This is a genomic window from Corynebacterium frankenforstense DSM 45800 (assembly GCF_001941485.1).
GTDB classification, from domain to species: Bacteria; Actinomycetota; Actinomycetes; order Mycobacteriales; family Mycobacteriaceae; genus Corynebacterium; species Corynebacterium frankenforstense.
Map to the genome: position 1 here is coordinate 1994362 of NZ_CP009247.1, position 23726 is coordinate 2018087.

Here is a 23726-nt window from a genome sequence, read left to right on the forward strand (position 1 = left end):
CGAAACGGAAAGGTGGTCGCACCGTGGCCGGCGGACTCGCAGCCCTCCTCGACGACATCTCCGTCATCGCGCGCAACGCCGCGGCCCAGGCCGACGACGTCGCTGCGGCGGCGGGCAAGACCAGTTCCCGCGCGGCGGCCGTCGTCGTCGACGACGCCGCGGTGACCCCGGGCTACCTCCAGGGCGCCTCCCCGGCGCGCGAGCTGCCGATGATCTGGCGGATCACCAAGGGCTCCCTGGTCAACAAGATCGTCATCATCCTGCCCATCGCCCTGCTGCTCAGCTGGATCGCGCCCTGGGCGCTCACCCCGATCCTCATGTGCGGCGGCACCTACCTCGCCTTCGAGGGCGCGGAGAAGATCTGGGAGTACCTGCTGGGCAAGGGCCACGGCGGGGCCAGCCACCACGACGAGGGCGGCCGCAGCGAGGACGAGGTGGTCAAGGCCGCCATCCGCACCGACCTGATCCTCTCCGCGGAGATCATGGTCATCTCGCTCAACGAGGTCGCCGACGAGCCGCTGTGGATGCGCGCGGCCGTCCTCGTCGTCGTCGCGCTGCTGGTCACCTGCGGCGTCTACGGCGTGGTCGCGCTGCTGGTCAAGATGGACGACGTCGGCGCGCACCTCGACCGCGGGTCCGACGGCGCGCTCGCCGCGCTCGGCCGCGGCATGGTCCACGCGATGCCGCGGATCATGACGGTGCTCTCCGTGGTGGGCACCTTCGCGATGCTCTGGGTCGGCGGGCACATCCTCGTCGTCGGCGTGGCCGAGTTCGGCTGGCACGCCCCGCACGAGCTCGTCGCCCGTCTCTCCGGGCTCACCGACATCGGCGCGCTGAGCTGGCTGATCGACACCGCCTGCTCCGCGGTGGTCGGCTTCATCGTCGGCTCGGCGGTCGCCGGGATCGTCTGGGGCGTACAGCGCGCCCGCGGCCGCAGCCACAGCCCCGGCGCGGAGTCGCAGACCCACGCCTGAGGCCCGGCGACGACGCTAGGCTGGACCGCAACGGACCCCCACGAAGGAGCACCCATGAGCAAGATCGTCGTCGTCGGTTCGATCAACGCGGACCTCAACACCCGCGTCGCCCGCCACCCGCAGCCCGGCGAGACGCTGATGGCCACCGGCGGCGGGATCACCGCCGGCGGCAAGGGCGCCAACCAGGCCGTCGCCGCCGCCCGCCTCGGCGCGGAGGTGGCGATGGTCGGCGCCGTGGGCCGCGACGCCTACGCCGCGCCGGCCACCGAGCTGCTCCGCGACGCCGGGGTGGACCTGGCCGCCGTCGCCGAGACCGACGAGACGACCGGCCTGGCCGTCATCACCGTCGACGCCGCCGGCGAGAACACCATCCTCGTCGTCGCCGGCGCGAACGGCACCGTCGACGCCGCCGCGGTGGAAAAGGCCCGCGACCTGATCGCCGGTGCCGAGGTGGTGCTGCTGCAGGGCGAGATCCCCGCCGAGGGCTTCGCCGCGGCCGTCGCGATCGCCCGGGAGGCGGGCGTGCGCGTGGTGGTCAACCTGGCGCCGGTCATCGAGGTCGACCGCGACGCGCTGCTGGCCGCCGACCCGCTGATGGCCAACGAGCACGAGGCCGGCCTCATCCTCGACCAGCTCGGCGCGGGCATCGACTCCGAGGACCCCGGGCGCCTGGCCGCCGCGCTGCTCGAGGTGGGCTTCCCCTCGGTGCTGCTCACGCTCGGCGCGGCCGGCGCGATGGTCGCCGACGCCGAGGGCACCACGGCGATCCCCACGCCGAGGATCGAGGCGGTGGACACCGTCGGAGCGGGTGACGCCTTCGCGGGCGCCTACGTCGCCCGCCTGGTGGCCGGCGACACGATTCGCGACGCCGCGCGCTACGCGGCCCGGGTGGGCGCCTTCGCCGCCACCGGGCGCGGCGCACAGGCCTCCTACCCGCGCGTCGGCGACGCCCTGCCGGAGGTCTAGGCCCCCGCGTCCCTGACCGGCGCGGTTATCGGGGCGGGGCGCCCGCTCGCTAGCATTTGTCGCGGACGACACACCCGGGTACGGGTGTCGGCCCACGCACTGTCCCCGTCCCGAGGCCCTCCATGACCGCTGCCACCCCCACCCGCACCCGGCGGATCGACGCCAGCTGGGCGATCTCCCTGTTCGGCACCGCCGTCGGCGCCGGCATCCTCTTCCTGCCGATCAACGCCGGCGCCTCCGGCGTGTGGCCGCTCATCATCGCGACCCTCCTGATCGGGCCGATGACCTACTTCTCGCACCGCGCGCTCGCGCGCATGGTCTGCGTCTCCCCGCGCAAGGGCGAGGACATCACCGTCGTCGCCCGCGACTACTTCGGCACCACCGCCGGCTGGGTGGTCACCGTCCTCTACTTCGCGGCGATCTACCCGATCGTGCTCATCTACGGGGTGAGCATCACCAACACCGTCGACAGCCTGATCGTCAACCAGCTCGGCGGCCCGCAGATCAACCGCGTGCTGCTCTCCGGCCTGCTCGTCGGCTCGATGACCCTGGTGATGGTCTTCGGCCAGAAGCTCATGCTCGCCGTGACCCAGGTGCTGGTCTACCCGCTGATCTTCCTGCTCGGCGCGATCTCGCTGTACCTTGTGCCCTCCTGGAACCTCGAGGGCTTCTTCGGTGCACCCTCGCCCGGGGTGTGGGCCACCGTCGGCGCGGTCTGGCTGGTCATCCCGGTGCTGGTCTTCTCCTTCAACCACTCCCCGGCGATCTCCCAGTTCTCGCTGGCCATGCAGCGCACCCACGGCGACAACGCCGCCCGGCGCGCCAGCGTCGTGCTGGCCGCCACCGCGACGCTGCTGACCGTCTTCACGATGTTCTTCGTGTGGTCCTGCTCGCTGGCGCTCGGCGCCGACGGGCTGGCCGACGCCCGCGAGGCGAACCTGCCGGTGCTCTCGCACCTGGCCAACGTCTTCGACAACCCCGTGCTGACCTACCTGGCGCCGGTCATCGCGATCGCCGCGATCGTCTCCTCGTACTTCGGCCACGTGCTCGGCGCGAGCGAGGGCGCGGCGAGCATCGTGCGCGGCGTCCTCAACCGTCCCCTCCCCGAGCGCGGCCTGCAGCTGGGCGTCTACGCCTTCATCTTCCTGACCACGTGGCTGGCGGCGGTGCTCAACCCGGGCGTGCTCGACCTGATTGAGACGCTCTCCGGGCCCGTCATCGCCGCGCTGCTCTACCTGATGCCGATGTACGCGATCCGCAGGGTGCCCGCGCTGGCGCCCTACCGCAGGCACGCCTCCAACGTCTTCGTCGTGGTGGCGGGCCTGGTGGCCATCAGCGCGGTCATCTACGCGATGTTCTAGGCCGCCCCGCCCGCGTCCACGGCCTCCTGGACGAGACACTCCACGATCGCGCGGAGCTTGACCTTGCCCACCCCACGGAACGTGGAGACCTCCACGACGGAGGCGTCGAGCGGGACCGGGAAGCCGGAGAGCCAGCGCAGCGCGACCGGGGATCCCGGTGCAACCGCCTCCGGCAGGTGCGCCGGGTCGAGCGCCGGGGAGAGCGAGGACAGCGGCCGGTCCGTGCACCGCGACAGCCACAGCTCCGCCAGCTCCGGCACCGAGCCCGAGACCGGACCGTCGAAGCCCGGCCAGGCCAGTGTCGCCACGGGCCTCTCTCAGCTTGCGTACCAGCGGGGCAGCTCGGCGAAGTCGAGCACGTGCTCCTCGGGCACCTCGAAGGTCTCCTCGAGTGCGTCCAGGTCCTCGTCGTGCGCGGAGTCCGGCTCGGGCCCGAGCCGGTGCGCACCGTGGTTCCGGTGGTGCTCCATGCCTCCGGATCTTAGGCGTCCGGCAGGGGGCGCCGCCGCATGAACGCCGCGTAGATCGCGCCGGTGATGTTGTGCAGCACCGCCGCGACCGCGCCGGGCAGTGCGGCCTCGGGCGCGAAGAAGCGCGCGGACATGCCCGAGGCCAGGCCGGCCGACTGGGTGCCGATCTCGGTGGCCAGGGTGCGGTTGACCGTCTCCGGCAGGCGGAAGACCTTGCCGGTCAGGTAGCCCAGCAGGTAGCCCAGCGCGTTGTGGAGCAGCACGGCGCCGAAGACGCCGACGCCGATGCTGGCCAGCCGCTCCGCGTTCGCGCCGACGGTACCGAAGACGACGCCGCCGATGAAGACGATGGAGACCACCGGCAGGACCGGCAGGATGCGGTCGACCAGGTCGCCGGCCACGGCGCGCACGATCAGGCCGCCGACGACGGGCGCGAGCACGGTCTCGACCAGGCTGAGCGCCATCGCGCCCGGGTCGACGTCGGTGCGGGTGCCCGAGAGCAGCAGCATCAGGATCGGGGTCATGACCGGCGAGACCAGCGTGGAGACACTGGTCATGGCCACGGAGACCGCCACGTCGCCCTTCGCCAGGTAGGCGATGACGTTCGAGGAGGTGCCGCCGGGCACGGAGCCCAGCATCAGCAGGCCGACCGCGACACCCGGGTCGAGGCGCAGCGCCTTGGCCACCCCGACGGCCAGCAGCGGCATGATCGCGAACTGGGCGACCACGCCGATGAACACGGGCGCCGGGCGGGTGGCCACGACCTTGAAGTCGGGCAGCGTCAGCGTCAGGCCCATCGAGAACATGATCACGATCAGGAACGCGGTGATGTGGTCGGTCAGCGGAATGAAGGGGCCGGGGAAGAAGAAGGCGATGGCGGTACCGAGGAGGATGAAGATCGGGAAGCCGGTCACGACAATTCGTGCCGAGCGGTTGTCGGTCGCGCGGGTGTCCAGGTTCGTCTGGGTCACGGTATTCGCCTTCCTTCCGGCGTATCAGTCCATGGGATCCGTTTCCCACGGTGTGAATCACACTAGCCTTCGACCCATGACGTGTCGAAGACCACCCCCATAGGGGATTCCTGGAGCATACATCCACTCATCTGATGTCTGCCATTGGGATACCCTCTGAAAGTCATTGGAATGCCTTTCGGAGACGGTTAAAATGCCTTCCATGACCACACTTTCCGAACTCCTCGCGGACGAGTCGACGGCCCTCGACGCCCACGCGCGGGACTGGCGCGACGCCGTGCGGCAGGCCGGGGACCTCCTCGGCGCCGCCGGCGTCGCGGAGCCCGAGTACACCGACGCCATGATCGCCAGCCTCGAGGAACACGGCCCCTACATCGTGATCTCCCCCGGCTTCGCCTTCGCCCACGCCCGTCTCTCCGAGGCCGTCCACCGCACCGGCATCTCCTGGCTGCGCCTGGCCGAGCCCGTCGAGTTCGGCCACGCGAAGAACGACCCCGTCAGCCTCGTCGTGGCGCTCGCCGCCCGCGACGACAAGGCGCACACCACCGCCATGGCCCAGCTGGCGAAGTTGCTCGGAGATTCCCGACGCCGCGCGGCGCTCGACGCCGCGCGCACCCCCGCCGAGCTGCGCGAGGTGCTCGACGCCGCGGCAGGCGCGGCGTCGTCAAGCACGCAGGAGGGCACCACCCGCAACAAGATCCTCACCGTCTGCGGCAACGGGCTGGGTACCTCGCTCTTCCTGAAGAACACCCTCGAGGAGGTGCTCGACCGCTGGGGCTGGGCGCCCTTCATCACCGTCGAGGCCACCGACACCATCTCCGCGAAGGGCAAGGCCAAGGAGGCCGACCTCGTGCTGACCTCCGGCGAGATCGCCCGCACCCTCGGCGACGTGGGCATCCCCGTCCACGTCATCGGGGACTTCACCTCCACCACCGAGATCGACGCCGCGCTGCGCGAGCTCTACGACATCTAGGCAAGGAGCCTGCACATGGACTGGCTGATCGCCATCCCCCAATTCCTCGTCAACGAGATCCTCTCGGTGCCGGCGTTCCTCATCGGCATCATCACCGCCGTCGGCCTGGCGGCCATGCGCCGCTCCGTCGGCCAGGTCATCGGCGGGGCCATCAAGGCCACGCTCGGCTTCCTGCTCATCGGCGCCGGCGCCACGCTCGTCTCCGCCACCCTCGAGCCGCTCGGCGCGATGATCCAGGGCGCGCTCGGCGCCCAGGGCGTGGTGCCCACCAACGAGGCCATCGCCGGCATCGCCCAGCAGCAGTACGGTTCCCAGGTCGCCTGGGTGATGATCCTCGGCTTCGCCGTCTCCCTGCTGCTCGCCCGCTTCACCCCGCTCAGCTACGTCTTCCTGACCGGCCACCACGTGCTGTTCATGGCGACGATGCTCGCGATCATCCTGATCACCGCCGGCTACGACGACTGGCTGGTCATCGCCCTCGGCGCCGTGCTGCTGGGCGTCCTGATGGTCGCCCTGCCCGCCATCGCCCACCCGTGGACCCGCCGCATCACCGGCGACGACTCGGTGGCCATCGGCCACTTCGGCACCGCCGGCTACCTGCTCTCCGGCGCCGTGGGCAAGCTCGTCGGCGGCCGCGGGAAGCACGAGAGCCGCTCCACCGAGGAGCTCGAACTGCCCGACGGCCTGCGCTTCCTGCGCGACTCGATGGTCGCCACCGCGCTGTCGATGTCGCTGATGTACATCGTCCTGGCGTTCCTGTCCATGGCCCGCCAGGGCACCGAGGCCGCCTACGCCGCCTTCCCGGACGGCGCAAGTGGCCCGGGCAACTTCATCATGCAGTCCTTCACCGAGGGCCTGCAGTTCGGCGTGGCCGTCGCCGTGATCCTCTTCGGCGTGCGCACCATCCTCGGTGAGCTCGTGCCCGCCTTCCAGGGCATCGCCGCCAAGGTCGTGCCCGGCGCGATCCCGGCGCTCGACGCCCCGATCGTCTTCCCCTACGCGCAGAACGCCGTGCTCATCGGCTTCATCTTCTCCTTCCTCGGCGGCCTGGTCGGTCTCGCGGTGCTCTCGCTGTGGCTCAACCCGGTCTTCGGCGCCGCGCTGATCCTGCCCGGACTCGTGCCGCACTTCTTCACCGGCGGCGCGGCCGGCGTCTACGGCAACGCCACCGGCGGGCGCCGGGGCGCGGCCGCGGGCGCCTTCGCCAACGGCCTGCTGATCACCTTCCTGCCGGCCTTCCTGCTCGGCGTGCTCGGCGCCTTCGGCTCCGAGAACACGACCTTCGGCGACGCCGACTTCGGCTGGTTCGGCATCCTCGTCGGCTCCGCCGGCAACGTCGGCGGTGTGGCCGGCCTGCTGCTCATCGTGCTCGTCGGCGCGGCCGTCTTCGGCCTGGGCCTGTTCAGCCAGAGGAAGCTCGTCGAGGGGAACTGGGACCCGACGCCCTGGCGCGAGAAGCCGGGCTCGGCGGCGCCCACCGCTGCCGCCTCCTCGGATGCCTCCGACGCCGAGGGCACCGCCACCGGCACCTCCGCGAAGTACCCGAAGATCGCGCCGCCGGCCGGCGCGCCCACCCCGCCCCCGGCGCCGGTGGACTGACCTGCCGCTCGGGCAGGCGGTCGAGCGGGGCCGGTTAGGCTGGGTCGCATGACCCAGCCCTTCCCCCGCCCCGAGATCCCCGGGGCCGCCGACGCCCAGGTCGCCGGCCCCGTCACCTTCACCGACCACGGCGCGCACCTGCTGTCCGCCGACTCGGCCACCGGCGAGCTGTTCTACCTCTCCGCCGACGCCGACTACTCCCCCGGCTCCTCGATCCGCGGCGGCGTGCCCGTCATCGCCCCCTGGTTCAACGACCTGATCGAGGGCCGCGAGCCCGCCCACGGTTGGGCCCGCCGCCGTCAGTGGAACCACGAGCCGCACGAGGACGGCTACGACGCCTGGGTGACCTGGCGCGGCCTGCGCCTCGTGCTCACGGTGCGCGGCGCCGCCGACTCGCTGAGCGTGGGCCTCGACGTGCTCAACCGCGGCATCACCACCCAGCCCGTCCAGCTGGCGCTGCACCCCTACTTCGCGGTCTCCGACGTCACGCAGGTCATGGTCGCCCGCGCCGACGGCCGCACCTACGAGTTCGACGGCACTCTCGTCGACTCCCGCGAGCCGCACGCCGCCGTCGGCGGCCCGACCCGCATCATCGACCGGGCCGGCGGCCGCGAGATCGCCGTCTTCGACCAGGGCGCGGACCACACCGTGGTGTGGAACCCCGGCGAGGCCGACGCCCCCGGCGACCTGGACGCCGACGGCTGGCGCCGCTTCGTCTGCGTCGAGCCCGCCCGCCTGGGCACCCGCCTGCGCGGCTTCACCCTGGCCCCGGGCCAGTCGGCCACCATCGGGATGCGCGTGGAGACCCGGGAGCTCTAGCTCCCGGGTCCCGGACGTGGGCGTTACTTCCGGATCGTGATCTGCCAGCCCGCGTCGCCCTTGGCGTGGAAGTCGGTGACCTCGTGGCCGTTCTCCGCGGCCCACCGCGGGATCGTCTCCGTGCCCTGGGTGCAGTCGAAGTCGATGACCAACTCCTCGCCGGCGTCCAGCGAGTCGAGCACGTCCTTGGTCTCGATCAGGGGGAACGGGCACACGGCGCCCATCTGGTCGAGGAAGTAGCGGCCCTGCCCGATCTCGCGGGCCTTGGCCTTCTTCTTGCCGGCCACCGTGACCAGCCCCGTGGCCACCTGGAAGTTGCCGGCGACGGCCGCACCGTCGCCGCCCCGGCCACCGGCCGGGCGCTGCGGCGCGCCGACGGTGACGGACTCGGCGACGCCGTGCGACGCGGCGTCGTCAAGCACCTCGTCCTCGGCGGAGGTGGGCGCCTCGGCGGGCTTGAGCCACAGCTTGGCCGCAACGCCCACGCCGAGGGCCATGAACAGCAGCGCGACCCAGCCCTGGTAGCTGAACAGGGAGGTCTGGACCATGCCGTTGCCCACGGTGCAGCCGCCGGCCAGCGAGGCACCGACGCCCATGCCGACGCCGCCGACCACGGAGCGCACCGCCTGGGTGGCGTCGGGCAGGCGGACGCGGAATTCGCCGGTCGCGCGCGCCGCGATCCAGGAGCCGACGAGGATGCCGAGCACCAGCATCACGCCCCAGTCCATGCGCTCGGCGTCGCCGGTGACCGTCCAGTTGGCCAGGTTGGCGCTCGGGGTCGTGATGCCCAGGCCGTCGTTGCGGCCGGTGGCGGCCGAGAGCGGCCAGGCGATCACGCCGAGCACGCCGACGGCCACCGCGGCGGCGTAGACGTGCAGCGGGCGCTTCCAGCGCGACCCTCCGAGGCTCGCGACCTTCGGCGCGGCGGCCTCCCGCTGCAGGAAGCGGTTCGCGGCCCAGCCGGTGAACAGGGCGAAGGGGATCGCGAACCACCACAGCGAGACGCCGAAGGTGCGCGGCAGGTCGGTCCAGCCGGTGTCCCAGGAGCGCAGGAACTCGTTGAAGCCGGTCAGCGGGCCGGTCTTCATCGCGGCGGCGGACAGGCAGTACATGATCAGCGCGATCCACGAGCCGACCAGGCCCTCGCCCGAGCGGTACCAGGTGCCCGAGGCGCAGCCGCCGGCGAGCACGATGGCCAGGCCGAAGATGAAGCCGCCGATGACGACCGCGGCGGGCTTGAAGGTGGTCGCCTCGGGCGCGATGACGCCGGCGCCGGTCAGCGCGGCGATGCCGACGGCGTGGACGGCGATGACGATGAACAGCGCGACGAGGGTACGCCAGGAGCGCTGCAGGAAGAGGTCACGCAGCATGCCGGTGACGCAGAAGCGTCCGCGCTGCATGACGATGCCGAGCACGGCGCCGAGCGCCAGGCCGGTGACGATCATGGGGTCTCCTCTGTGATCTTCCGCGGGCCCGGGAGCCGGGCCCGTCTCAGGGAACGTCCCGGATCCTAGCGCGCGCTGGACTCCTTTGTCTAGACACAGCAGACCGAATGGTCTATGAGACACGGAACATCCGGGGCGGAAATTCCCGCCCGGTGCTATGGTTTGCCAGTTCGAACACAACCGAAGAATGAAGGAGGAACCGCCCGTGGCCGCCGACCCCGCGCACCCCGCCGACCCCACATCGCCCGAGCCCCCGGAGCCGATGCCGGCCCGTCCCGACCCGTGGACGCTGCTGACCTCCTTCTCCACCCCGGGCCCGCGCTGGCCCGGCGCGCTGCGCGCTGCACTGGCCCTCGCCTTGCCGGGTGCGGCGGCCCTCCTGCTCGGCTTCGACAACGAGATGCTGCTCATCGCGGCCGGCGGCTTCACCGTCATCTACGGCGAGGGCCACCCCTACCGCACGCGCTGGCGCGTGATGGCCGTCGCCGGCGGGCTGATCGCGCTGGCCTCGGTCTCGGGCGCGTTCGTCGGCTCCGTCGCCTTCAGCCACCTCTCCGCAGGCGCCGCCCACTGGTGGCTCGCGCTGCCGGCGATCTTCACCGCGCTGATCGCCACGATCGGCGCCTTCGTGCAGAACGCGCTGCGCCTGCCCGCGCCGGGCTCCTTCTTCATCGTCATGGTCGGCGGCGGCGCGACGATGGTCGCCCGCCTGGGCCTGAACCCCGTCGAGGTCGGCGCGTGGTCCCTGGTCGGCGCGCTGTCCGCGATGGTCATCGGCATGGCCCCGGCACTCATCCACCGCCACCGCCCGGAGACCCAGGCCGTGGAGACCCTCGAGCGCACCGTCGCCGAGTTCGCCGCCGCGCCGCGCCCGGCCGTCGCCAAGAAGCACCAGGCCGAGTCCGCCCTGCAGACCGCCTGGGTCAGCCTGTCCGACGCCGGCGTGGTCCGCGGCGGGCACGTCATCGACCCCGCCCGCTCCGAACTGGCGCGCCGCACCGTCGCCGCGCACCGGCGCCTGGCCGGCCTGGACTCCCGCTTCGCCGGCACCGAGCAGTCCGAGGAGATGGAGGACTCCCCCGTCTACGTCGACCTCGAGCGCACCGCGATCCCGCACGCCCGCCCGACGGTCGCCTACCGCATCTACCGCTCGATCCACCCCTACTCGCACGCGACGATGACGGCGACGAAGGTCGCGCTGGCCTCGCTGCTGGCCGGCGCGATCGGCCTGGCGCTGCAGCTGGACCGCCCGGACTGGGCCGTGGTCAGCGTGCTGCTGACCCTGCAGTGGGGCCCCTCGCGCGTGCCGGGGACGATCCGCGGCGTGCAGCGCCTCGTCGGCTCCGTGGCCGGCATCGGCTTCTTCGCCCTGCTCCACGCGACCGGCGTCGAAGGCTGGTCGCTGCTGGCGGTGCTGGCGGTCTGCCAGTTCTTCGCCGAGATCTTCGTGGTGCGCAACTACGCCTTCTGCGTCATCTTCACCACCCCGCTGGCGCTGCTCATGGGCGGTGCGGGCACGGCTCCGCTGGGCTCGGTGGTCGTCTCCCGCACCACGGAGGTCGCGCTCGCGGTGACCTTCGCACTGCTGATGCTGTGGTTCTGGCAGCCGGGTGCCGAGCCGCGCCACCACGCACGCCTCGTCGCCCGCTGCCACAAGGCGATGGGCTCACTGCTCGGCGCGCTGCTGACCACCAACCCGGCCGGCGCGCTGGCCGAGCGCCGCGACCTGCAGTACGAGCTGCTCTCCGAGCGCCGCGCCGCGCAGACGCTGGTCAACGACACCCCCGAGGCCGCCGAGCGGGAGTGGCCGCGCCACGTCGCCATCCAGCAGGCCGGCTACGCGCTGCTCGACCACTGCACGCGCAACGACGCCCGCGAGCTCACCCTCGACGAGATCACCGAGCTCTCCCGCCGCGTGCGCGCCAGCGGCGACTGACCGCGTTCAATTGACGACGTCCCGGTGGTCACCGGCGCGCGCGTGCGTGGGGCGTCTGGCGGGGGCGGGGCGGCGCAGCCGCCCCGGGACGGGGACGCCGACGGGGAGGGGCGCAGCCCCGGGCGGGGCGCGGGGGCGTCGGAAATCTGGGGGCCGGGGACAGGTCGCGCAGACAGGGACGTGCGACGCGCGGGACGCCGCAAAGTCGGGGACGCGGCGGAAGAGACGGGCACTGACATGGTAAAGCACTTTACTGCTTCGTGGAATGAGACCCAGAGTTGGCGGACTCCATGATTGGGCGGTGCAGCGGGGAAGTAGATTACTGCTCCCCTCCCCGAGCCCCACCGCACCCGTGTCGGAGCCCACCGCACCCGTGTCGGAGCCCACCGCGCCGGTGTCGGGTCCCACCGCGCCGGCATCCGACCACCACCGACCCCGTTCGCACACGTGAACGTGTCCTGTCACGCCCCTCCTATAGACTGCTGAACGTAACCGGAAAGTCCATCATCACCGCAGTTCAGAACCATTTTTCGGGGAGTGGAGAACGACCATGACCGGACACGCAGGCGCCCGGAGACAACCCGGACCAGACACAAACACCAGTTCCACCAGACGTGTGAGAGACGCCACCGCACCACCGCCGCCGAAGCGGCTCGTGGACGGCCACGTTCCACCGGCGGGCGGCTCGAATCCGGCCTTCTTCTACTCGCACACGGACGTCACCGACCCCGTCGCACTGGCCGGCCGCGAGGCCCGTCGGGCCGTGTGGCGGCTGTGGATGGACAACCTGCCGGGCCCGGACGAGCAACTGGAGAACTACGCCGCCCGGATGGCCGCGGCCACCGGCGAGAGCCACTTCACCATCAAGGACTCCTACATCCCCGGGCTGGTCAGCCTGGAGGAGAAGCTGCCGCGGCTGGTCGCGCTGCAGGACATGCTCGCGCACGTCTCGATGGTCAGCCTGCGCAAGATCGGCGAGCGCATCAGCATCATCGACTCCCCCGAGGCCCTCGCGCAGATCGACGCCGGCATCACCGGCTTCCTGACCCCCACCGCGCCCCGGCAGTCGATCCCGACGACCCGGCAGATCACCCGCAAGATCAACGAGCTGATCAACCAGTTCGACCCCGAGGTCTTCCTCGACGACCACACCGAACTCGACGAGAACCGGGTGGCCCCGGGCGCCTTCGGCATCGACGACCGCAGACCCGGGGTCACGGAGTTCTACCTGACGCTGCCCAAGGACATGGGCCAGCTGCTGATGAAGAAGGTGGACGCCTACGCCTTCCACCACGATTGCTCGCGGGCGACCGCCTTCCACCAGCTGCTCGCCAAGTCGGGCAAGGTCAGCGTGGCGATGAACCTCTACACGGCCAAGGACATCGAGAACGCCCCGGTGTGGATGCCGGGTGCGGGCTGGCTCAACGAGGAGGGCGACGAGCGCTGGCGGTCCATGATCACCACCTACCGCGACCTGGACGAGGGCCGGCTCGAGGAGACCGCGGCCCACGACGCGACCGCCGGCCTGAAGGCCTGGACGGCCGGGGTGCACGACAGCTGCGCCGCGCCGAGCTCGACGACCGAGACCGAGGGCACCCAGATCGAGCACCGCGTCCCGCACGAGACAGGCGGGGTAACGGCGCTGGACAACCTCTCGCGGCTCTCCCAGCGCTGGCACAACCTCAAGACCGAGGGACACGTGCGCTACCTGGCCGACCCGTCGACCGGGATCACCGTGTGGTGGACCGACGAGGGACACTGGACGGTCAGCGTGCCGGAGGGCCCGCTCAGCCCGAAGGGCGCGCGCTTCGCCCGCTCGGTCGGCGAGTACCGCACCGAGAAGGCCACCCGCCGGCGCGCGGCGGCCGAGGCCGCCCGGCACCGCCGCAACGCGGAGCTGGGGTACGACCCCCTGGCTCCCCCGCCGTTCTGATGGGCGGCGTCATCCCGGTGGTCGTACCGGTGGTCGTCCCGGTCGCCGGCGCGTCAGGCGCGACAGGCGCGACAGGTGCACTAAGCGCGCTCGGTTCCCTGGCCGTCCTCGCGCTCGGCGTCGCTCTCGCCGTAGGGCACACCCTCGGAGTCGGTGTGCTCGGTGTACCAGCGGCTGTAGGTCGGGTCCTCGGTGGCGAAGTCCGAGCCCGCGCCCTCGCGGGAGGACACGTGCTCCGAGGCGAAGACGAAGTCGTCGCCGTGCTCCTCGATGCCGCGGTGCACACCCTTGGCGATCGCGGCGTCGGCGTAGCGGCGCCGGATCATGTACGGGTCGTTGCGCAGGTCGATCGCCCAGCAGACCATGGCGGCGAGCAGGATCACCACGAACGGCAGCGAGCAGGTGACCATCACCGCCTGCAGGCCGGACAGCGCGTTCTGGCCGCCGGCGAGCAGCAGGAACAGGGAGATCAGGCCGAGGGCCAGGCCCCAGATCACGCTGACGGAACGCGTCGGCATCGGCCGGCCGTTCTGGGACATCGAGCCCATGACCACCGTCGCCGAGTCGGCCGCGGTCACGAAGAAGATCAGGATGGCCACCAGCGTGACCACCTGGGTGATCGTGGACAGCGGGAGGCTGTCCAGCAGGTCGAACATGACGTTCTCGCCGGAGTCCACGATCTCGAGGCCCATGCCGTTCATGACCTGGGAGATCGCGGTGCCGCCGAAGATCGTGTACCAGACCACCGAGATCATCCCCGGCGCGAAGATGACGACGAGCACGTACTCGCGGATGGTGCGCCCGCGGGAGATCTTGGCGATGAACATGCCGACGAACGGCGACCAGGACAGCCACCAGGCCCAGTACATCGTGGTCCAGGTCGTCATGAACTCGGCGTTGTCGCCGCCCTGGCTCGGGAAGACGGAGAACAGCTCGGGCACCCGGCCCAGGAAGTCCGCGAAGCCGCTGGGCATCAGGTCGAGCAGGAAGACCGTCGGCCCGGTGACGAGCACGAAGGCCGCCAGCACGATGACCAGGAGCATGTTCACGTTCGACAGGAAGCGGATGCCCTTCTTCACGCCGGTGACCGCGGAGATGATGAACAGCGCGGTCAGCAGGGAGACGGACACGATCAGGAAGGTGTTGCCCGCCGTCGACCAGCCGGTGACGATCTCGGTGCCCGCCTGGATCTGCAGCGCGCCGATGCCCAGCGAGGTCGCCGTGCCGAAGAGGGTGACCAGGAGGGCGAAGATGTCGATGATCCGGCCGACGAAGCGGCGCGGGCCGTTCGGGAAGACCGGCTCGAAGAGCGCGGAGATCAGCGGCAGCCGCCCGCGGCGGTAGGTCGCGTACGCGATCGCGCCGCCGACCACGGCGTAGATGCCCCAGGTGAACAGCGTCTGGTGGAAGAGCGCCTGGGAGAGGGCGGGCAGCACGTTGGCCATCGTCCCCGACTCCGCGTCCGAGGCCGGCGGGGCCTGGAGGAAGTGGCTCATCGGCTCCATCGGGCCGTAGAAGATCAGCCCGATGCCCAGCCCCGCGGCGAAGAGCATGGAGATCCAGCTCGCCCGCGAGTAGTCCGGCTCCTCGTCGTCCTCGCCGAGGCGGATGTTGCCCGTCGGCGCGACCGCGATCGCCAGCAGGAAGACCATGATCGCCGCGACCATGGCGGTGAACAGCCAGCCGAAGTTGGCCGTGACCCACTCGCGCATGCCGGTGCCGACCTCGTTGAGGTTGTCGGGGGCGAACATCGCCCAGAGCAGCACCGCCACCGAGACGACGAGCGCGGCGGCGAAGACGGACCAGCTCGTCGGGAAGGCCACGCCGGTCTTCTCCACGCCGATGCCCGGGATCAGCCCCGGGTGGATGTCTTCGCCCCGCTTCCGGCGCTTCGAGCGCTTGCCGCGCTTGCGGCGCACCTCGGTGACGACGGTGCGGTCCTCGGCGGTGCGTTCCGCGCGCCGGCGTTGGCTCTCGGACTCCGGTTCCTGCTCCGGTCGGTGATCGTCCACTGGCTCGACCCCTCTCTTTCTGTGCGTCTAATGCCTCAGCTGGAAGACGTAGAGGCTAACACCGATCCCCCACGAACGGGGGCCGAGACGTGTGTGACATTCGGGCGCCTCACAGCGAGCAGGCATAATCAGCCGGGTACCTGTACTCCACCGCCCGCGCAGCGCACCGCGTCTCCGACCCGCAGCACCGCACCACCGCACGCAGACGCGCCGACGGCGCGGCGCGCGGTCGTCGGCAAGCGGGGACGACGCCGGGGCCCCGGGGGCGAGGAAGGGACCGCACCCGGTGCCCGAACAATCCCGCAAGAGCCGGCCCGAGGTCCACGAGCGCAAGCTCGTCCACCGGCTGCTCTCCCAGACCCGCTCGACCTCCGTCGGCATCTACCCGCACGACATCCACCCCGGCCTCGTGCCCGGCATCAGCGTCGACGAGCAACGCAACAGCTTCGGCGTGGACCGCTTCGTCTTCAGCGTGACCGCCGCGCTCATCGTCGCGTTCATCGCCTGGGGCATCATCAACCCCGACAGCGTGGCCGCGACCGCGGACACCGCCTTCTCCTGGGCGATGGTCAACGCGTCCTGGCTGCTCAACGCCGTGATGATGGTCGGCATCGGCGCGACCATCTACCTCGCCTGCTCGCGCTTCGGGCGCATCCGGCTGGGCACCGACGACGAGGAGCCCGAGTTCAGCCGCTTCTCCTGGGTGGCCATGATGTTCGGCGCCGGCATCGGCGTGGGCATCTTCTTCTTCGGCCCCTCCGAGCCGCTGTCCTACTACCTGACCCCGCCGCCGCACACCGTCGACCCGGAGACCCCCGAGGCGCTGCACCAGGCGATGGCGCAGTCGCACTTCCACTGGGCCGTGGCCGCCTGGGCGCTCTACGCGCTGGTCGGCGGCGCGCTGGCCTACTCCTCCTACCGGCGCGGGCGCCCCGCCCTGCTCTCCTCGGCGTTCCGCTCGCTGCTCGGCCCCCGCGCCAACGGGGTGCTGGGCCGTGTCATCGACATGCTCGCGATCTTCGCCACCGTCTTCGGCACCGCCGCCACGCTGGGTCTCTCCGCGATCCAGATCGGCCAGGGCGTCGAGATCGTCTCCGGCGCCGGCCCGCTGGGCAACAACGCGCTGATCGCCATTATCGCGGTGCTGACCTGTGGGTTCATCGTCTCAGCGGTCTCGGGCGTCTCGCGCGGCATCCGCTACCTGTCCAACACGAACATCACGCTGACGCTCGCGCTGGTCGCCTTCGTCTTCCTCGCGGGCCCGACGCTCTTCCTGCTCAACCTCATCCCCTCGGGCATCCTGACCTACTTCCAGGAGCTGCCCGCGATGCTGGGCAAGTCGCTGTCCTGGGGCGAGGAGACCATCGACTTCCAGTCCGGCTGGACCTCGTTCTACTGGGCCTGGTGGATCGCGTGGACGCCGTTCGTCGGCATGTTCATCGCGCGCATCTCCCGCGGGCGCACGCTGCGCGAGTTCGCCGTGGTCACGCTCGCGGTGCCCAGCCTGATCCTGGCGCTGGCCTTCACCGTCTTCGGCGGCGCGGCGATCACGCTCTCGCGCGAGGGCGTGGCCGGCTTCGACGGCTCGGCGACCCCGGAGCAGGTGCTCTTCGCGCTCTTCGACACCCTGCCGCTGGCGCAGCTGACCCCGTTCGTGCTCATCTTCGTCCTCGCGGTCTTCTTCATCACCTCCGCGGACTCGGCCTCCGTGGTCATGGGCACGCTCTCCTCGCAGGGCGACACCGCCCCGAAGAAGCTCGTCGTGGTCTTCTGGGGCCTGGCGATGATGGGCATCGCGGTGGTCATGCTGCTCACCGGCGGCGAGGACGCCCTGTCCGGCCTGCAGTCGCTGACCATCCTCATCGCGCTGCCGTTCTCGGTGGTGCTGCTCGCGCTGGTGGTCGCGTTCATCAAGGATCTCTCGACGGACCCGGCGGCGCTGCGCCGCAGCTACGGCGACGCCGCGGTCAAGAACGCGGTCTACCGCGGCCTGGCCGAGTACGGCGACGACTTCGAGCTCGCCGTGCGCCGCTCCGAGAAGGGCATGGGCGCCGGCGCGGCCTTCGACTCCACCTCCGAGGACTACACGCAGTGGTACCGCCGCACCGACGAGGAGGGCCGCGACGTCGGCTTCGACTACACCTCCGGCGAGTGGGGCGACGGCTCCCCCGACGCCACCCACCCCTCGGCCTACCCGGAGGGTGACGAACGCCGCGAGTGAGCGGCGCTTATGCGCCCCGGGCCGTAAGCTCGTGAGTATGACCGACGAGACCCCGCGGCGCCGCGCGACCGACGCCGAACGGCAGCGCACCTCCGATCTCCTCGCCGAGGCCATGGGCCGCGGCCAGCTCACCATCGCGGAGTTCGAGGAGCGCTCCGCCGCCGCCTTCAACGCCCGCTTCGCCGACGAGCTCGGCGGATTGCTTGACGACGTCGCGCCCGACGAGCCCGTGGCGCGTGCCCCACGTGAGGAGCCCGACCGGGTGCGCGACGCCGTCGCGCTGGCGCGTGGCCAGGTCGGCCACTCGATGCAGAACGCCAGCGGGTTCTCGATGGGCATCCTCGGCGGCACCGAGATGAAGCGGTGGACCTGCGGCGAGGACCACCTCTCGCTGGCGATCCTGGGTGGCACGGAGCTCGACCTGAGCGACGCGCGCCTGGAGAGCCACGAGACCACCATCACGGCCATCGCGATCTGCGGCGGCGTCGACGTCTACGTGCCCGAGGGCGTGCGCGTCGTCTGCGACGGCGCGGGCGTGCTCGGCGGCTTCGAGGTCACGACGGACCGGCGCGTGCAGGTGCACCAGTGGGAGCTGCCCGACGACGCCCCGGTGGTGCGCGTGACCGGCCTGGCGCTGATGGGCGGGGTGGAAGTGAAGATCGTGCCCGCGGGAGGTCGCCCGTGAGCCGACCGCGTCTGACCGGGCTGGACCTGGCCCGCGGCCTGGCCGTGCTCGGCATGATGGTCGCGCACCTGGGTCCGAAGGGCGGCTGGATCGAGACGGCCACCGACGGCTTCCCCTCGGCGATGTTCGCCGTGCTGGCCGGCTGCTCGCTGTCCCTGATGAACTCGCGCGCCGACGCGGAGGGTGGGCCGGCCGTCGCCCGGGCCCGCTTCCGGGCGCTGGTGCGCGGCCTGCTGCTCATCGCCGCGGGCGTCGTGCTCGGCGTCCTGCCGACGACGATCCTCATCGTGCTCGTGCCCGTGGGCGCGATCTACGTGCTGCTGGGCCCGCTGACCCGCTGGCGCACCTGGACGCTCGCGCTGGCCTTCGTGGGGCTGGTGCTGTTCAGCGGGCTGGCGGCCGTGGTCACCGGCTTCACCGGGGGCTACCCGCCGCTGGCCTGGCTGGCCTACGGCGTCTTCGGCATGCTGCTGCACCGGGTGTTCTTCGCCGCGCGCGAGTGGGCGGTGGGCACCGCGCTGCTGGGCGCGGCGCTCGGGGCGGCCGGGCTGGTGCACCGGCACCTGGCGGGCGCCGGGGTGCCGGGGACGGCCACGAACCCGGGCACGGGCGTGGCGGCGGCGTTCCTCTCCCCCGTCGGCCACTCCGGCGGGGTGCTCGACGTGCTCTACTCGTGCGGCGTGGCGGCCGCGCTGACGGGGCTGTGCCTGTGGGTCTGCCACGCGCCGACGCCGCGGCGGGCGGTCTTCCCGCTGCGCGCGGTGGGCACGATGGCGCTGACGGTCTACGTCCTCCACGTGGTGACCGCGACCGTCCCGCTGAGCGGGGTCCTCGACGGGCCCGAGGCCGCGGACGCGGTGCCCTACTCCTCGACGCCCTCCTCCCCCTACGGCGACAAGGACTTCGACGAGTTCCGCGAGGAGGTCGCCGGGCTGGACGACTGGCAGGACTGGACCGCCTACGAGTCGCGGCTCTTCGAGGACGCCTACACGGAGCAGACCGGCCAGACCCCGGGCGAGATCGCGGTGCCCGAGGACGGCGGTCACCCCTGGTGGCTCGCCGGATCGGTGCTGGCCGCGGTGGTGCTGTGCCCGCTGTGGCGCCGGCGCTTCGAGCGCGGTCCGCTGGAGGCGCTGCTGCGACGGACGATCGACCGGATCGCCGCCGAGGACCTGCCGGCGCGGCCGGGGAGGCGCACCTCGGACGCGCGCTGAGCGCTACTTCTCGTCGTCGGTGGACAGCGCGGCGACGAAGGCCTCCTGCGGCACGGTCACCGAACCGATGGCCTTCATGCGCTTCTTGCCGGCCTTCTGCTTCTCAAGCAGCTTGCGCTTGCGCGAGATGTCGCCGCCGTAGCACTTGGAGAGGACGTCCTTGCGCACCGCGCGGATGTTCTCGCGCGCGATGATCTTCGAGCCGATGGCGGCCTGGACGGGCACCTCGAACTGCTGGCGCGGGATGAGCTCCTTGAGCTTCTTGGTCATCTTGTTGCCGTACCACTGGGCGGCGTCGCGGTGCACGATCGCGCTGAACGCGTCGACCGGGTCGCCCTGCAGCAGGATGTCGACCTTGACCAGGTCGGACTCCTGCTCGCCGGCCTCCTCGTAGTTGAGGGAGGCGTAGCCGCGGGTGCGGGACTTGAGCATGTCGAAGAAGTCGAAGATGATCTCGCCGAGCGGCATGATGTAGCGCAGCTCGACGCGGTCCTCGGAGAGGTAGGACATGTTCTTCATGTCGCCGCGGCGCGACTGGCACAGCTCCATGGTCGGGCCGACGAAGTCGCTGGGCACGATGATCGTCATGTCGACGATCGGCTCGTAGACCTCGCGCAGCTTGCCGCCGGGCCAGTCGGACGGGTTGTGCACGATGTGCTCGGTGCCGGCCTCGTCGACGACGCGGTAGGTCACGCTCGGCGCGGTGGAGATCAGGTCCAGGTCGAACTCGCGCTCCAGGCGCGCGCGGGTGATCTCCATGTGCAGCAGGCCGAGGAAGCCGACGCGGAAGCCGAAGCCCAGCGCCACGGAGGTCTCGGGCTCGTAGATCAGCGAGGCGTCGTTGAGCTGCAGCTTCTCCAGCGCGTCGCGCAGGGCCGGGAAGTCCTCCTGGGAGATCGGGAAGAGCCCGGAGTAGACCATCGGCGAGGGGTCCTGGTAGCCCTGCAGCGGCTCCTCGGCGCCCTTGGTGGCCCAGGTGACGGTGTCGCCGACCTTGGTCTCGCGGACGTCCTTCGCGCCGGTGATCAGGTAGCCCACCTCGCCGGGACCGAGCCCCTTGCAGGCCCGCGGCGTCGGCGAGACGATGCCGACCTCGAGCAGCTCGTGGTCGGCGCCGGTGGCCATCATGCGCGCCTTCTGACGCGGCTTGAGGGTGCCGTCGACCATGCGCACGTAGGTGACCACGCCGCGGTAGGTGTCGTAGACGGAGTCGAAGATCATGGCGCGCGCCGGGGCGTCGGCGGGCGCGTCGGTGTGCGGGGCCGGGACGTGCTCGCACACGGCGTCGAGGAGCTCGGCCACGCCCTCGCCCGTCTTTCCGGAGACGCGCAGCACGTCCTCGGGCTCGCAGCCGATGATGCCGGCGATCTCGAGGGCGTACTTGTCCGGGTCGGCGGCCGGCAGGTCGATCTTGTTGAGGACCGGGATGATCTCCAGGTCCTTCTCCATGGCCATGTAGAGGTTCGCCAGCGTCTGCGCCTCGATGCCCTGGGCGGCGTCGACGAGCAGGATCGCGCCCTCACAGGCAGCGAGCGCGCGGGAGACCTCGTAGGTGAAGTCGACGTGGCCGGGGGTGTCGATCATCTGCAGGACGATCTGCTCGCCCTTCTCCGGCCCGCTGCGCGGCACCCACGGCAGGCGCACGTTCTGCGCCTTGATGGTGATGCCGCGCTCGCGCTCGATGTCCATGTTGTCGAGGTACTGGTCACGCATGTCGCGGGCCGCGACGATGCCGGACAGCTGCAGGATGCGGTCGGCCAGCGTCGACTTGCCGTGGTCGATGTGCGCGATGATGCAGAAGTTCCGGATCCGGGACGGGTCCGTGAACGTCTCCTCGGCGAAATTCGTGGACATGTGCGCTTCGGTCACCTTTCTTCGCTGAACCTGCCCCACTCTACCCAACGTGCGGGTATAAGCTAAGCGGTGACGCCGACCGGCCGGACGGGCGCGTACGCCCAGGTCGTCGGCGGGACCAACCCCGGAACGCACGCGAAGAACCACCGATGCCCTCTCCCCCAGCCCGCACCCGCCTCGGGCGGCTGCTGCGCCGCGTACTTCCCGACGCCCCGCCCATCGAGGCCGGGCTGGCCCGCATCAACGCCCGCCTGGGGCGCGGCACCCGCGAGGACGACCGCGACCGCGCGCAGGAGGCCGTGCGCGTGCACACCACCGACTCCGTGGCCCGCGCCCTCTACTACGCGCCCGGCATGGACGGGCAGGCCGAGCCGGGCGAGGTCGTCTTCATCTGGGCGCCCTCCGACGGCGCGGACGCCCCGCTGCGCGAGCGGGCGATCCTGGTCGTCGGCCACAACCGCAACACGGTGCTGGGGCTGCTGATCTCGCCGAACCCGGAGCACGCCGACGACGACCGGTGGCTGGGCATCGGCACCGGCGACTTCGACGCCTCCGGACGCTCCTGCTGGGTGCGCCTGGACCGGGTGCTCGAGGTCTCCGAGCTGGGCATCCGCCGCCAGGGCATCTTCCTGCCGCGCGGACGCTTCGACCGCATCGCCGCGAAGCTGCGCTCCCGCTACGGGTGGAGCTGAACCGGCGGAACCGGACCTGGCGAGCTGAGTGGACCAGGTCCTGTGTTTTGGGGATCCGCCCCGCGCGCTGGTACCATCTCCCGGGTTGACCGCGCCACGGGTGCGGTCGCGCCGACCGGATGAGGCGTTCAGGACCTTGGGTTCGCCCGAACGGCCGGTGCCCGGAGCGAGAGCTCCCGGAACGCGTCCAGAACCATTTCGACGTCAAAGAGGTAGTCCCATGGCGAACATCAAGCAGCAGAAGAAGCGCGTCCTGACGAACGAGAAGCGTCGTCAGCGCAACAAGGCGGTCCGCTCCGCGGCCCGCACCGAGATCCGCAAGTTCCGCGAGGCCGTCGAGGCCGGCGACAAGTCCGCCGCCGAGGCCCAGCTGCGCGTCGCGTCGCGCACCCTGGACAAGGCCGTCACCAAGGGCGTCTTCCACCGCAACAACGCGGCGAACAAGAAGTCCAACATGGCCCGCGCCCTGAACAAGCTGGCCTGACGCTCGCCTGAGCAGCAGGAGAACCGCCGACGCCACGTCGGCGGTTTTTTCGTGTCCGCGCCCAGCCCCTCCCCCACACCTAGAAGAGTGCTACGGCGCCCCGCCAGGCGAGGACGGCGCCGATGAGCAGGAAGATCACGCCCGCGCCGATGTCGATCCAGGCGCCCGCGCCCAGCAGCCGGCGCCGCACCGCCTCGGTGGAGACGACGGTGGCCAAAAGCCAGAAGTAGGCGATCGAGGGCAGCCAGAGGGCGAGCACGAGCAGCGCGGCCTCGCCGAGGGAGGGGTCCGGCGGCAGCAGCGGGCCGACGATCGCGGCGAGGAAGAGCACGATCTTCGGGTTCGACAGGTTCGTCGCCAGCCCGGTGCGCCAGGCCGACCACGGCGTGCCCAGGGCGGCCGCGGCGGCCTCGGCGTCCACCGGCGGCTCGCGGCGCTGGCGCAGCCCCGAGGCGGCCATGCCGCGGCCCATGAGCACCAGGAAGACGCCGCCGACGAGCTCGATGACCCCGACGGCGGCCGGGTAGGCGCTGAAGAGCGCGGCGGCGCCGAGGACGGTGGCCGTGATCCAGATCAGCGCGCCCGTCTGCACGCCGGCGACGGCGCGGTAGGCGTGGGTGCGCGAGCGGGTGGCCAGCCGGGTGACCAGCAGGATGTCCGGGCCGGGCGAGGCGACGCCGAGCAGGTTGAGCAGCATCGCCGAGGCGAACTGGGCCCAGGTCACCTCAGTCGGTCCAGGAGGTCCTCGCGGCCGAACATACGCGCGGTGTCGACGGGGCTGGGGGTGCCCGCGGTGGGCGAGGCGCCGGCGTCGAGAAGCGCGTCGACGACGTCGTCCTCCTTCTTGAAGATGGCGCCGGCCAGCGGCGCCTGGCCGCGGTCGTTGAGCTTGTCGACGTCCGCGCCGCGTTCCACGAGCGCGCGCACCAGTGCGGCCCGGCCCGCGTAGGCGGCGAGCATGAGCAGCGTGTTGCCGTCCTGGTTCGCCAGGTCGACGGGCACGCCCGCGTCGACGTAGGCCAGGAGCGTCTCGTCGCCCTCGCGGGCCATGTCGAACAGGCGGCCGGCCAGTTCCTGGACGTCTTCGGGGAGCTCGGGGTTCGTCATGGCAGACACT

General features: G+C 71.4%; 21 protein-coding genes. 13 read left to right on the top strand and 8 right to left on the bottom strand.

The features are described from left to right. Window positions 1–23: 23 nt before the first annotated feature. The 3 genes from CFRA_RS08725 (at window position 24) to CFRA_RS08735 (ending at window position 3301) form a co-directional block, all read left to right on the top strand. On the top strand, window positions 24–974 hold the full coding sequence (locus CFRA_RS08725; RefSeq protein ID WP_075664330.1) for a DUF808 domain-containing protein: 951 nt from the start codon (window positions 24–26) through the stop codon (window positions 972–974). A gap of 54 nt (window positions 975–1028) precedes the next feature. Then, window positions 1029–1940 (top strand): ribokinase, encoded by a 912-nt coding sequence (locus CFRA_RS08730; RefSeq protein WP_075664331.1) that lies wholly within the window; start codon window positions 1029–1031, stop codon window positions 1938–1940. A 122-nt stretch (window positions 1941–2062) separates the two neighbouring features. After that, window positions 2063–3301, top strand: coding sequence for an amino acid permease (locus CFRA_RS08735; protein WP_075664332.1), 1239 nt, complete (start codon window positions 2063–2065; stop codon window positions 3299–3301). On the opposite strand, the gene CFRA_RS08740 is transcribed toward CFRA_RS08735, so the two are convergent. The 3 genes from CFRA_RS08740 to CFRA_RS08745 are packed head-to-tail and all read right to left on the bottom strand — an operon-like array spanning window position 3298 to window position 4742. After that, the gene (locus CFRA_RS08740; RefSeq protein ID WP_075664333.1) at window positions 3298–3609 is read right to left on the bottom strand and encodes a hypothetical protein; all 312 of its coding nucleotides are present in this window, start codon (window positions 3607–3609) and stop codon (window positions 3298–3300) included. The two genes, CFRA_RS08735 and CFRA_RS08740, sit on opposite strands and share 4 nt — an antisense overlap. Before the next feature lie 9 nt (window positions 3610–3618). Beyond that, entirely contained in the window at window positions 3619–3771 is a 153-nt protein-coding gene (locus CFRA_RS11620; RefSeq protein ID WP_156887997.1) for a hypothetical protein, read from the bottom strand. A gap of 11 nt (window positions 3772–3782) precedes the next feature. Next, window positions 3783–4742, bottom strand: a complete 960-nt coding sequence (locus tag CFRA_RS08745) for a bile acid:sodium symporter family protein (RefSeq protein ID WP_083666926.1) — start codon at window positions 4740–4742, stop codon at window positions 3783–3785. A 202-nt stretch (window positions 4743–4944) separates the two neighbouring features. Here CFRA_RS08745 and CFRA_RS08750 point away from each other — a divergent pair, with 202 nt between their 5' ends. The 3 genes from CFRA_RS08750 to CFRA_RS08760 are packed head-to-tail and all read left to right on the top strand — an operon-like array spanning window position 4945 to window position 8133. Continuing rightward, complete coding sequence (locus CFRA_RS08750; protein WP_075664334.1) at window positions 4945–5715, top strand: PTS sugar transporter subunit IIAB; 771 nt, start codon at window positions 4945–4947, stop codon at window positions 5713–5715. 15 nt (window positions 5716–5730) lie between these two features. Then, window positions 5731–7314 (top strand): PTS ascorbate transporter subunit IIC, encoded by a 1584-nt coding sequence (locus CFRA_RS08755; protein WP_075664335.1) that lies wholly within the window; start codon window positions 5731–5733, stop codon window positions 7312–7314. 48 nt (window positions 7315–7362) lie between these two features. Then, the gene (locus tag CFRA_RS08760) at window positions 7363–8133 is read left to right on the top strand and encodes an aldose epimerase family protein (RefSeq protein ID WP_075664336.1); all 771 of its coding nucleotides are present in this window, start codon (window positions 7363–7365) and stop codon (window positions 8131–8133) included. Window positions 8134–8156: 23 nt separating this feature from the next. Here CFRA_RS08760 and CFRA_RS08765 read toward each other — a convergent pair whose 3' ends face one another. Continuing rightward, a complete protein-coding gene (locus CFRA_RS08765; RefSeq protein WP_075664337.1) occupies window positions 8157–9578 on the bottom strand; it encodes a YeeE/YedE thiosulfate transporter family protein in 1422 nt (473 codons plus the stop codon). A gap of 187 nt (window positions 9579–9765) precedes the next feature. On the opposite strand from CFRA_RS08765, the gene CFRA_RS08770 reads away from it, so the two are divergent. Next, complete coding sequence (locus CFRA_RS08770; protein WP_083666927.1) at window positions 9766–11514, top strand: FUSC family protein; 1749 nt, start codon at window positions 9766–9768, stop codon at window positions 11512–11514. Window positions 11515–12169: 655 nt separating this feature from the next. Further along, complete coding sequence (locus CFRA_RS08775; protein ID WP_075664338.1) at window positions 12170–13447, top strand: HNH endonuclease signature motif containing protein; 1278 nt, start codon at window positions 12170–12172, stop codon at window positions 13445–13447. An 80-nt stretch (window positions 13448–13527) separates the two neighbouring features. Here CFRA_RS08775 and CFRA_RS08780 read toward each other — a convergent pair whose 3' ends face one another. Further along, window positions 13528–15459 (bottom strand): BCCT family transporter, encoded by a 1932-nt coding sequence (locus tag CFRA_RS08780; protein WP_075664339.1) that lies wholly within the window; start codon window positions 15457–15459, stop codon window positions 13528–13530. A 346-nt stretch (window positions 15460–15805) separates the two neighbouring features. Between CFRA_RS08780 and CFRA_RS08785 the strand changes: the two genes are divergently transcribed. From CFRA_RS08785 to CFRA_RS08795, 3 genes are read left to right on the top strand one after another with little or no spacing between them, the layout of a single operon-like run. Continuing rightward, window positions 15806–17680, top strand: coding sequence for a BCCT family transporter (locus CFRA_RS08785; RefSeq protein ID WP_075664978.1), 1875 nt, complete (start codon window positions 15806–15808; stop codon window positions 17678–17680). A 37-nt stretch (window positions 17681–17717) separates the two neighbouring features. Beyond that, entirely contained in the window at window positions 17718–18365 is a 648-nt protein-coding gene (locus CFRA_RS08790; protein ID WP_075664340.1) for a DUF1707 SHOCT-like domain-containing protein, read from the top strand. Continuing rightward, on the top strand, window positions 18362–19579 hold the full coding sequence (locus CFRA_RS08795; protein WP_075664341.1) for a DUF418 domain-containing protein: 1218 nt from the start codon (window positions 18362–18364) through the stop codon (window positions 19577–19579). Before CFRA_RS08790 ends, CFRA_RS08795 begins: the two co-directional genes overlap by 4 nt. A 3-nt stretch (window positions 19580–19582) precedes the next feature. Here CFRA_RS08795 and lepA read toward each other — a convergent pair whose 3' ends face one another. Further along, complete coding sequence (lepA, locus tag CFRA_RS08800; protein WP_075664342.1) at window positions 19583–21433, bottom strand: translation elongation factor 4; 1851 nt, start codon at window positions 21431–21433, stop codon at window positions 19583–19585. A gap of 149 nt (window positions 21434–21582) precedes the next feature. Between lepA and CFRA_RS08805 the strand changes: the two genes are divergently transcribed. Together CFRA_RS08805 and rpsT are read left to right on the top strand one after the other, a co-directional pair. Beyond that, window positions 21583–22125: a type II toxin-antitoxin system PemK/MazF family toxin gene (locus tag CFRA_RS08805; RefSeq protein ID WP_075664343.1), complete on the top strand. Its 543-nt coding sequence runs from the start codon at window positions 21583–21585 to the stop codon at window positions 22123–22125. Window positions 22126–22345: 220 nt separating this feature from the next. After that, window positions 22346–22609, top strand: a complete 264-nt coding sequence (rpsT, locus tag CFRA_RS08810) for a 30S ribosomal protein S20 (protein WP_075664344.1) — start codon at window positions 22346–22348, stop codon at window positions 22607–22609. Window positions 22610–22688: 79 nt separating this feature from the next. Here the strand turns inward: rpsT and CFRA_RS08815 are convergent, their stop codons facing one another. Further along, entirely contained in the window at window positions 22689–23333 is a 645-nt protein-coding gene (locus CFRA_RS08815; protein ID WP_075664345.1) for a LysE family translocator, read from the bottom strand. Further along, window positions 23330–23716 (bottom strand): ankyrin repeat domain-containing protein, encoded by a 387-nt coding sequence (locus CFRA_RS08820; RefSeq protein WP_075664346.1) that lies wholly within the window; start codon window positions 23714–23716, stop codon window positions 23330–23332. The genes CFRA_RS08815 and CFRA_RS08820 overlap by 4 nt, the downstream gene beginning before the upstream one ends. Between the last annotated feature and the right edge of the window lie 10 nt (window positions 23717–23726).

Bases quoted from the DNA above. Each gene is read 5' to 3' on its own strand.
- CFRA_RS08755 (WP_075664335.1), top strand. From the start codon at position 5,731: ATGGACTGGCTGATCGCCATCCCCCAATTCCTCGTCAACGAGATCCTC.
- rpsT (WP_075664344.1), top strand. From the start codon at position 22,346: ATGGCGAACATCAAGCAGCAGAAGAAGCGCGTCCTGACGAACGAGAAG.
- CFRA_RS08820 (WP_075664346.1), bottom strand. From the start codon at position 23,716: ATGACGAACCCCGAGCTCCCCGAAGACGTCCAGGAACTGGCCGGCCGC.
- CFRA_RS08760 (WP_075664336.1), top strand. From the start codon at position 7,363: ATGACCCAGCCCTTCCCCCGCCCCGAGATCCCCGGGGCCGCCGACGCC.
- CFRA_RS11620 (WP_156887997.1), bottom strand. From the start codon at position 3,771: ATGGAGCACCACCGGAACCACGGTGCGCACCGGCTCGGGCCCGAGCCG.
- CFRA_RS08750 (WP_075664334.1), top strand. From the start codon at position 4,945: ATGACCACACTTTCCGAACTCCTCGCGGACGAGTCGACGGCCCTCGAC.
- CFRA_RS08765 (WP_075664337.1), bottom strand. From the start codon at position 9,578: ATGATCGTCACCGGCCTGGCGCTCGGCGCCGTGCTCGGCATCGTCATG.
- CFRA_RS08735 (WP_075664332.1), top strand. From the start codon at position 2,063: ATGACCGCTGCCACCCCCACCCGCACCCGGCGGATCGACGCCAGCTGG.
- CFRA_RS08805 (WP_075664343.1), top strand. From the start codon at position 21,583: ATGCCCTCTCCCCCAGCCCGCACCCGCCTCGGGCGGCTGCTGCGCCGC.
- CFRA_RS08730 (WP_075664331.1), top strand. From the start codon at position 1,029: ATGAGCAAGATCGTCGTCGTCGGTTCGATCAACGCGGACCTCAACACC.
- CFRA_RS08770 (WP_083666927.1), top strand. From the start codon at position 9,766: ATGAAGGAGGAACCGCCCGTGGCCGCCGACCCCGCGCACCCCGCCGAC.
- lepA (WP_075664342.1), bottom strand. From the start codon at position 21,433: ATGTCCACGAATTTCGCCGAGGAGACGTTCACGGACCCGTCCCGGATC.
- CFRA_RS08790 (WP_075664340.1), top strand. From the start codon at position 17,718: ATGACCGACGAGACCCCGCGGCGCCGCGCGACCGACGCCGAACGGCAG.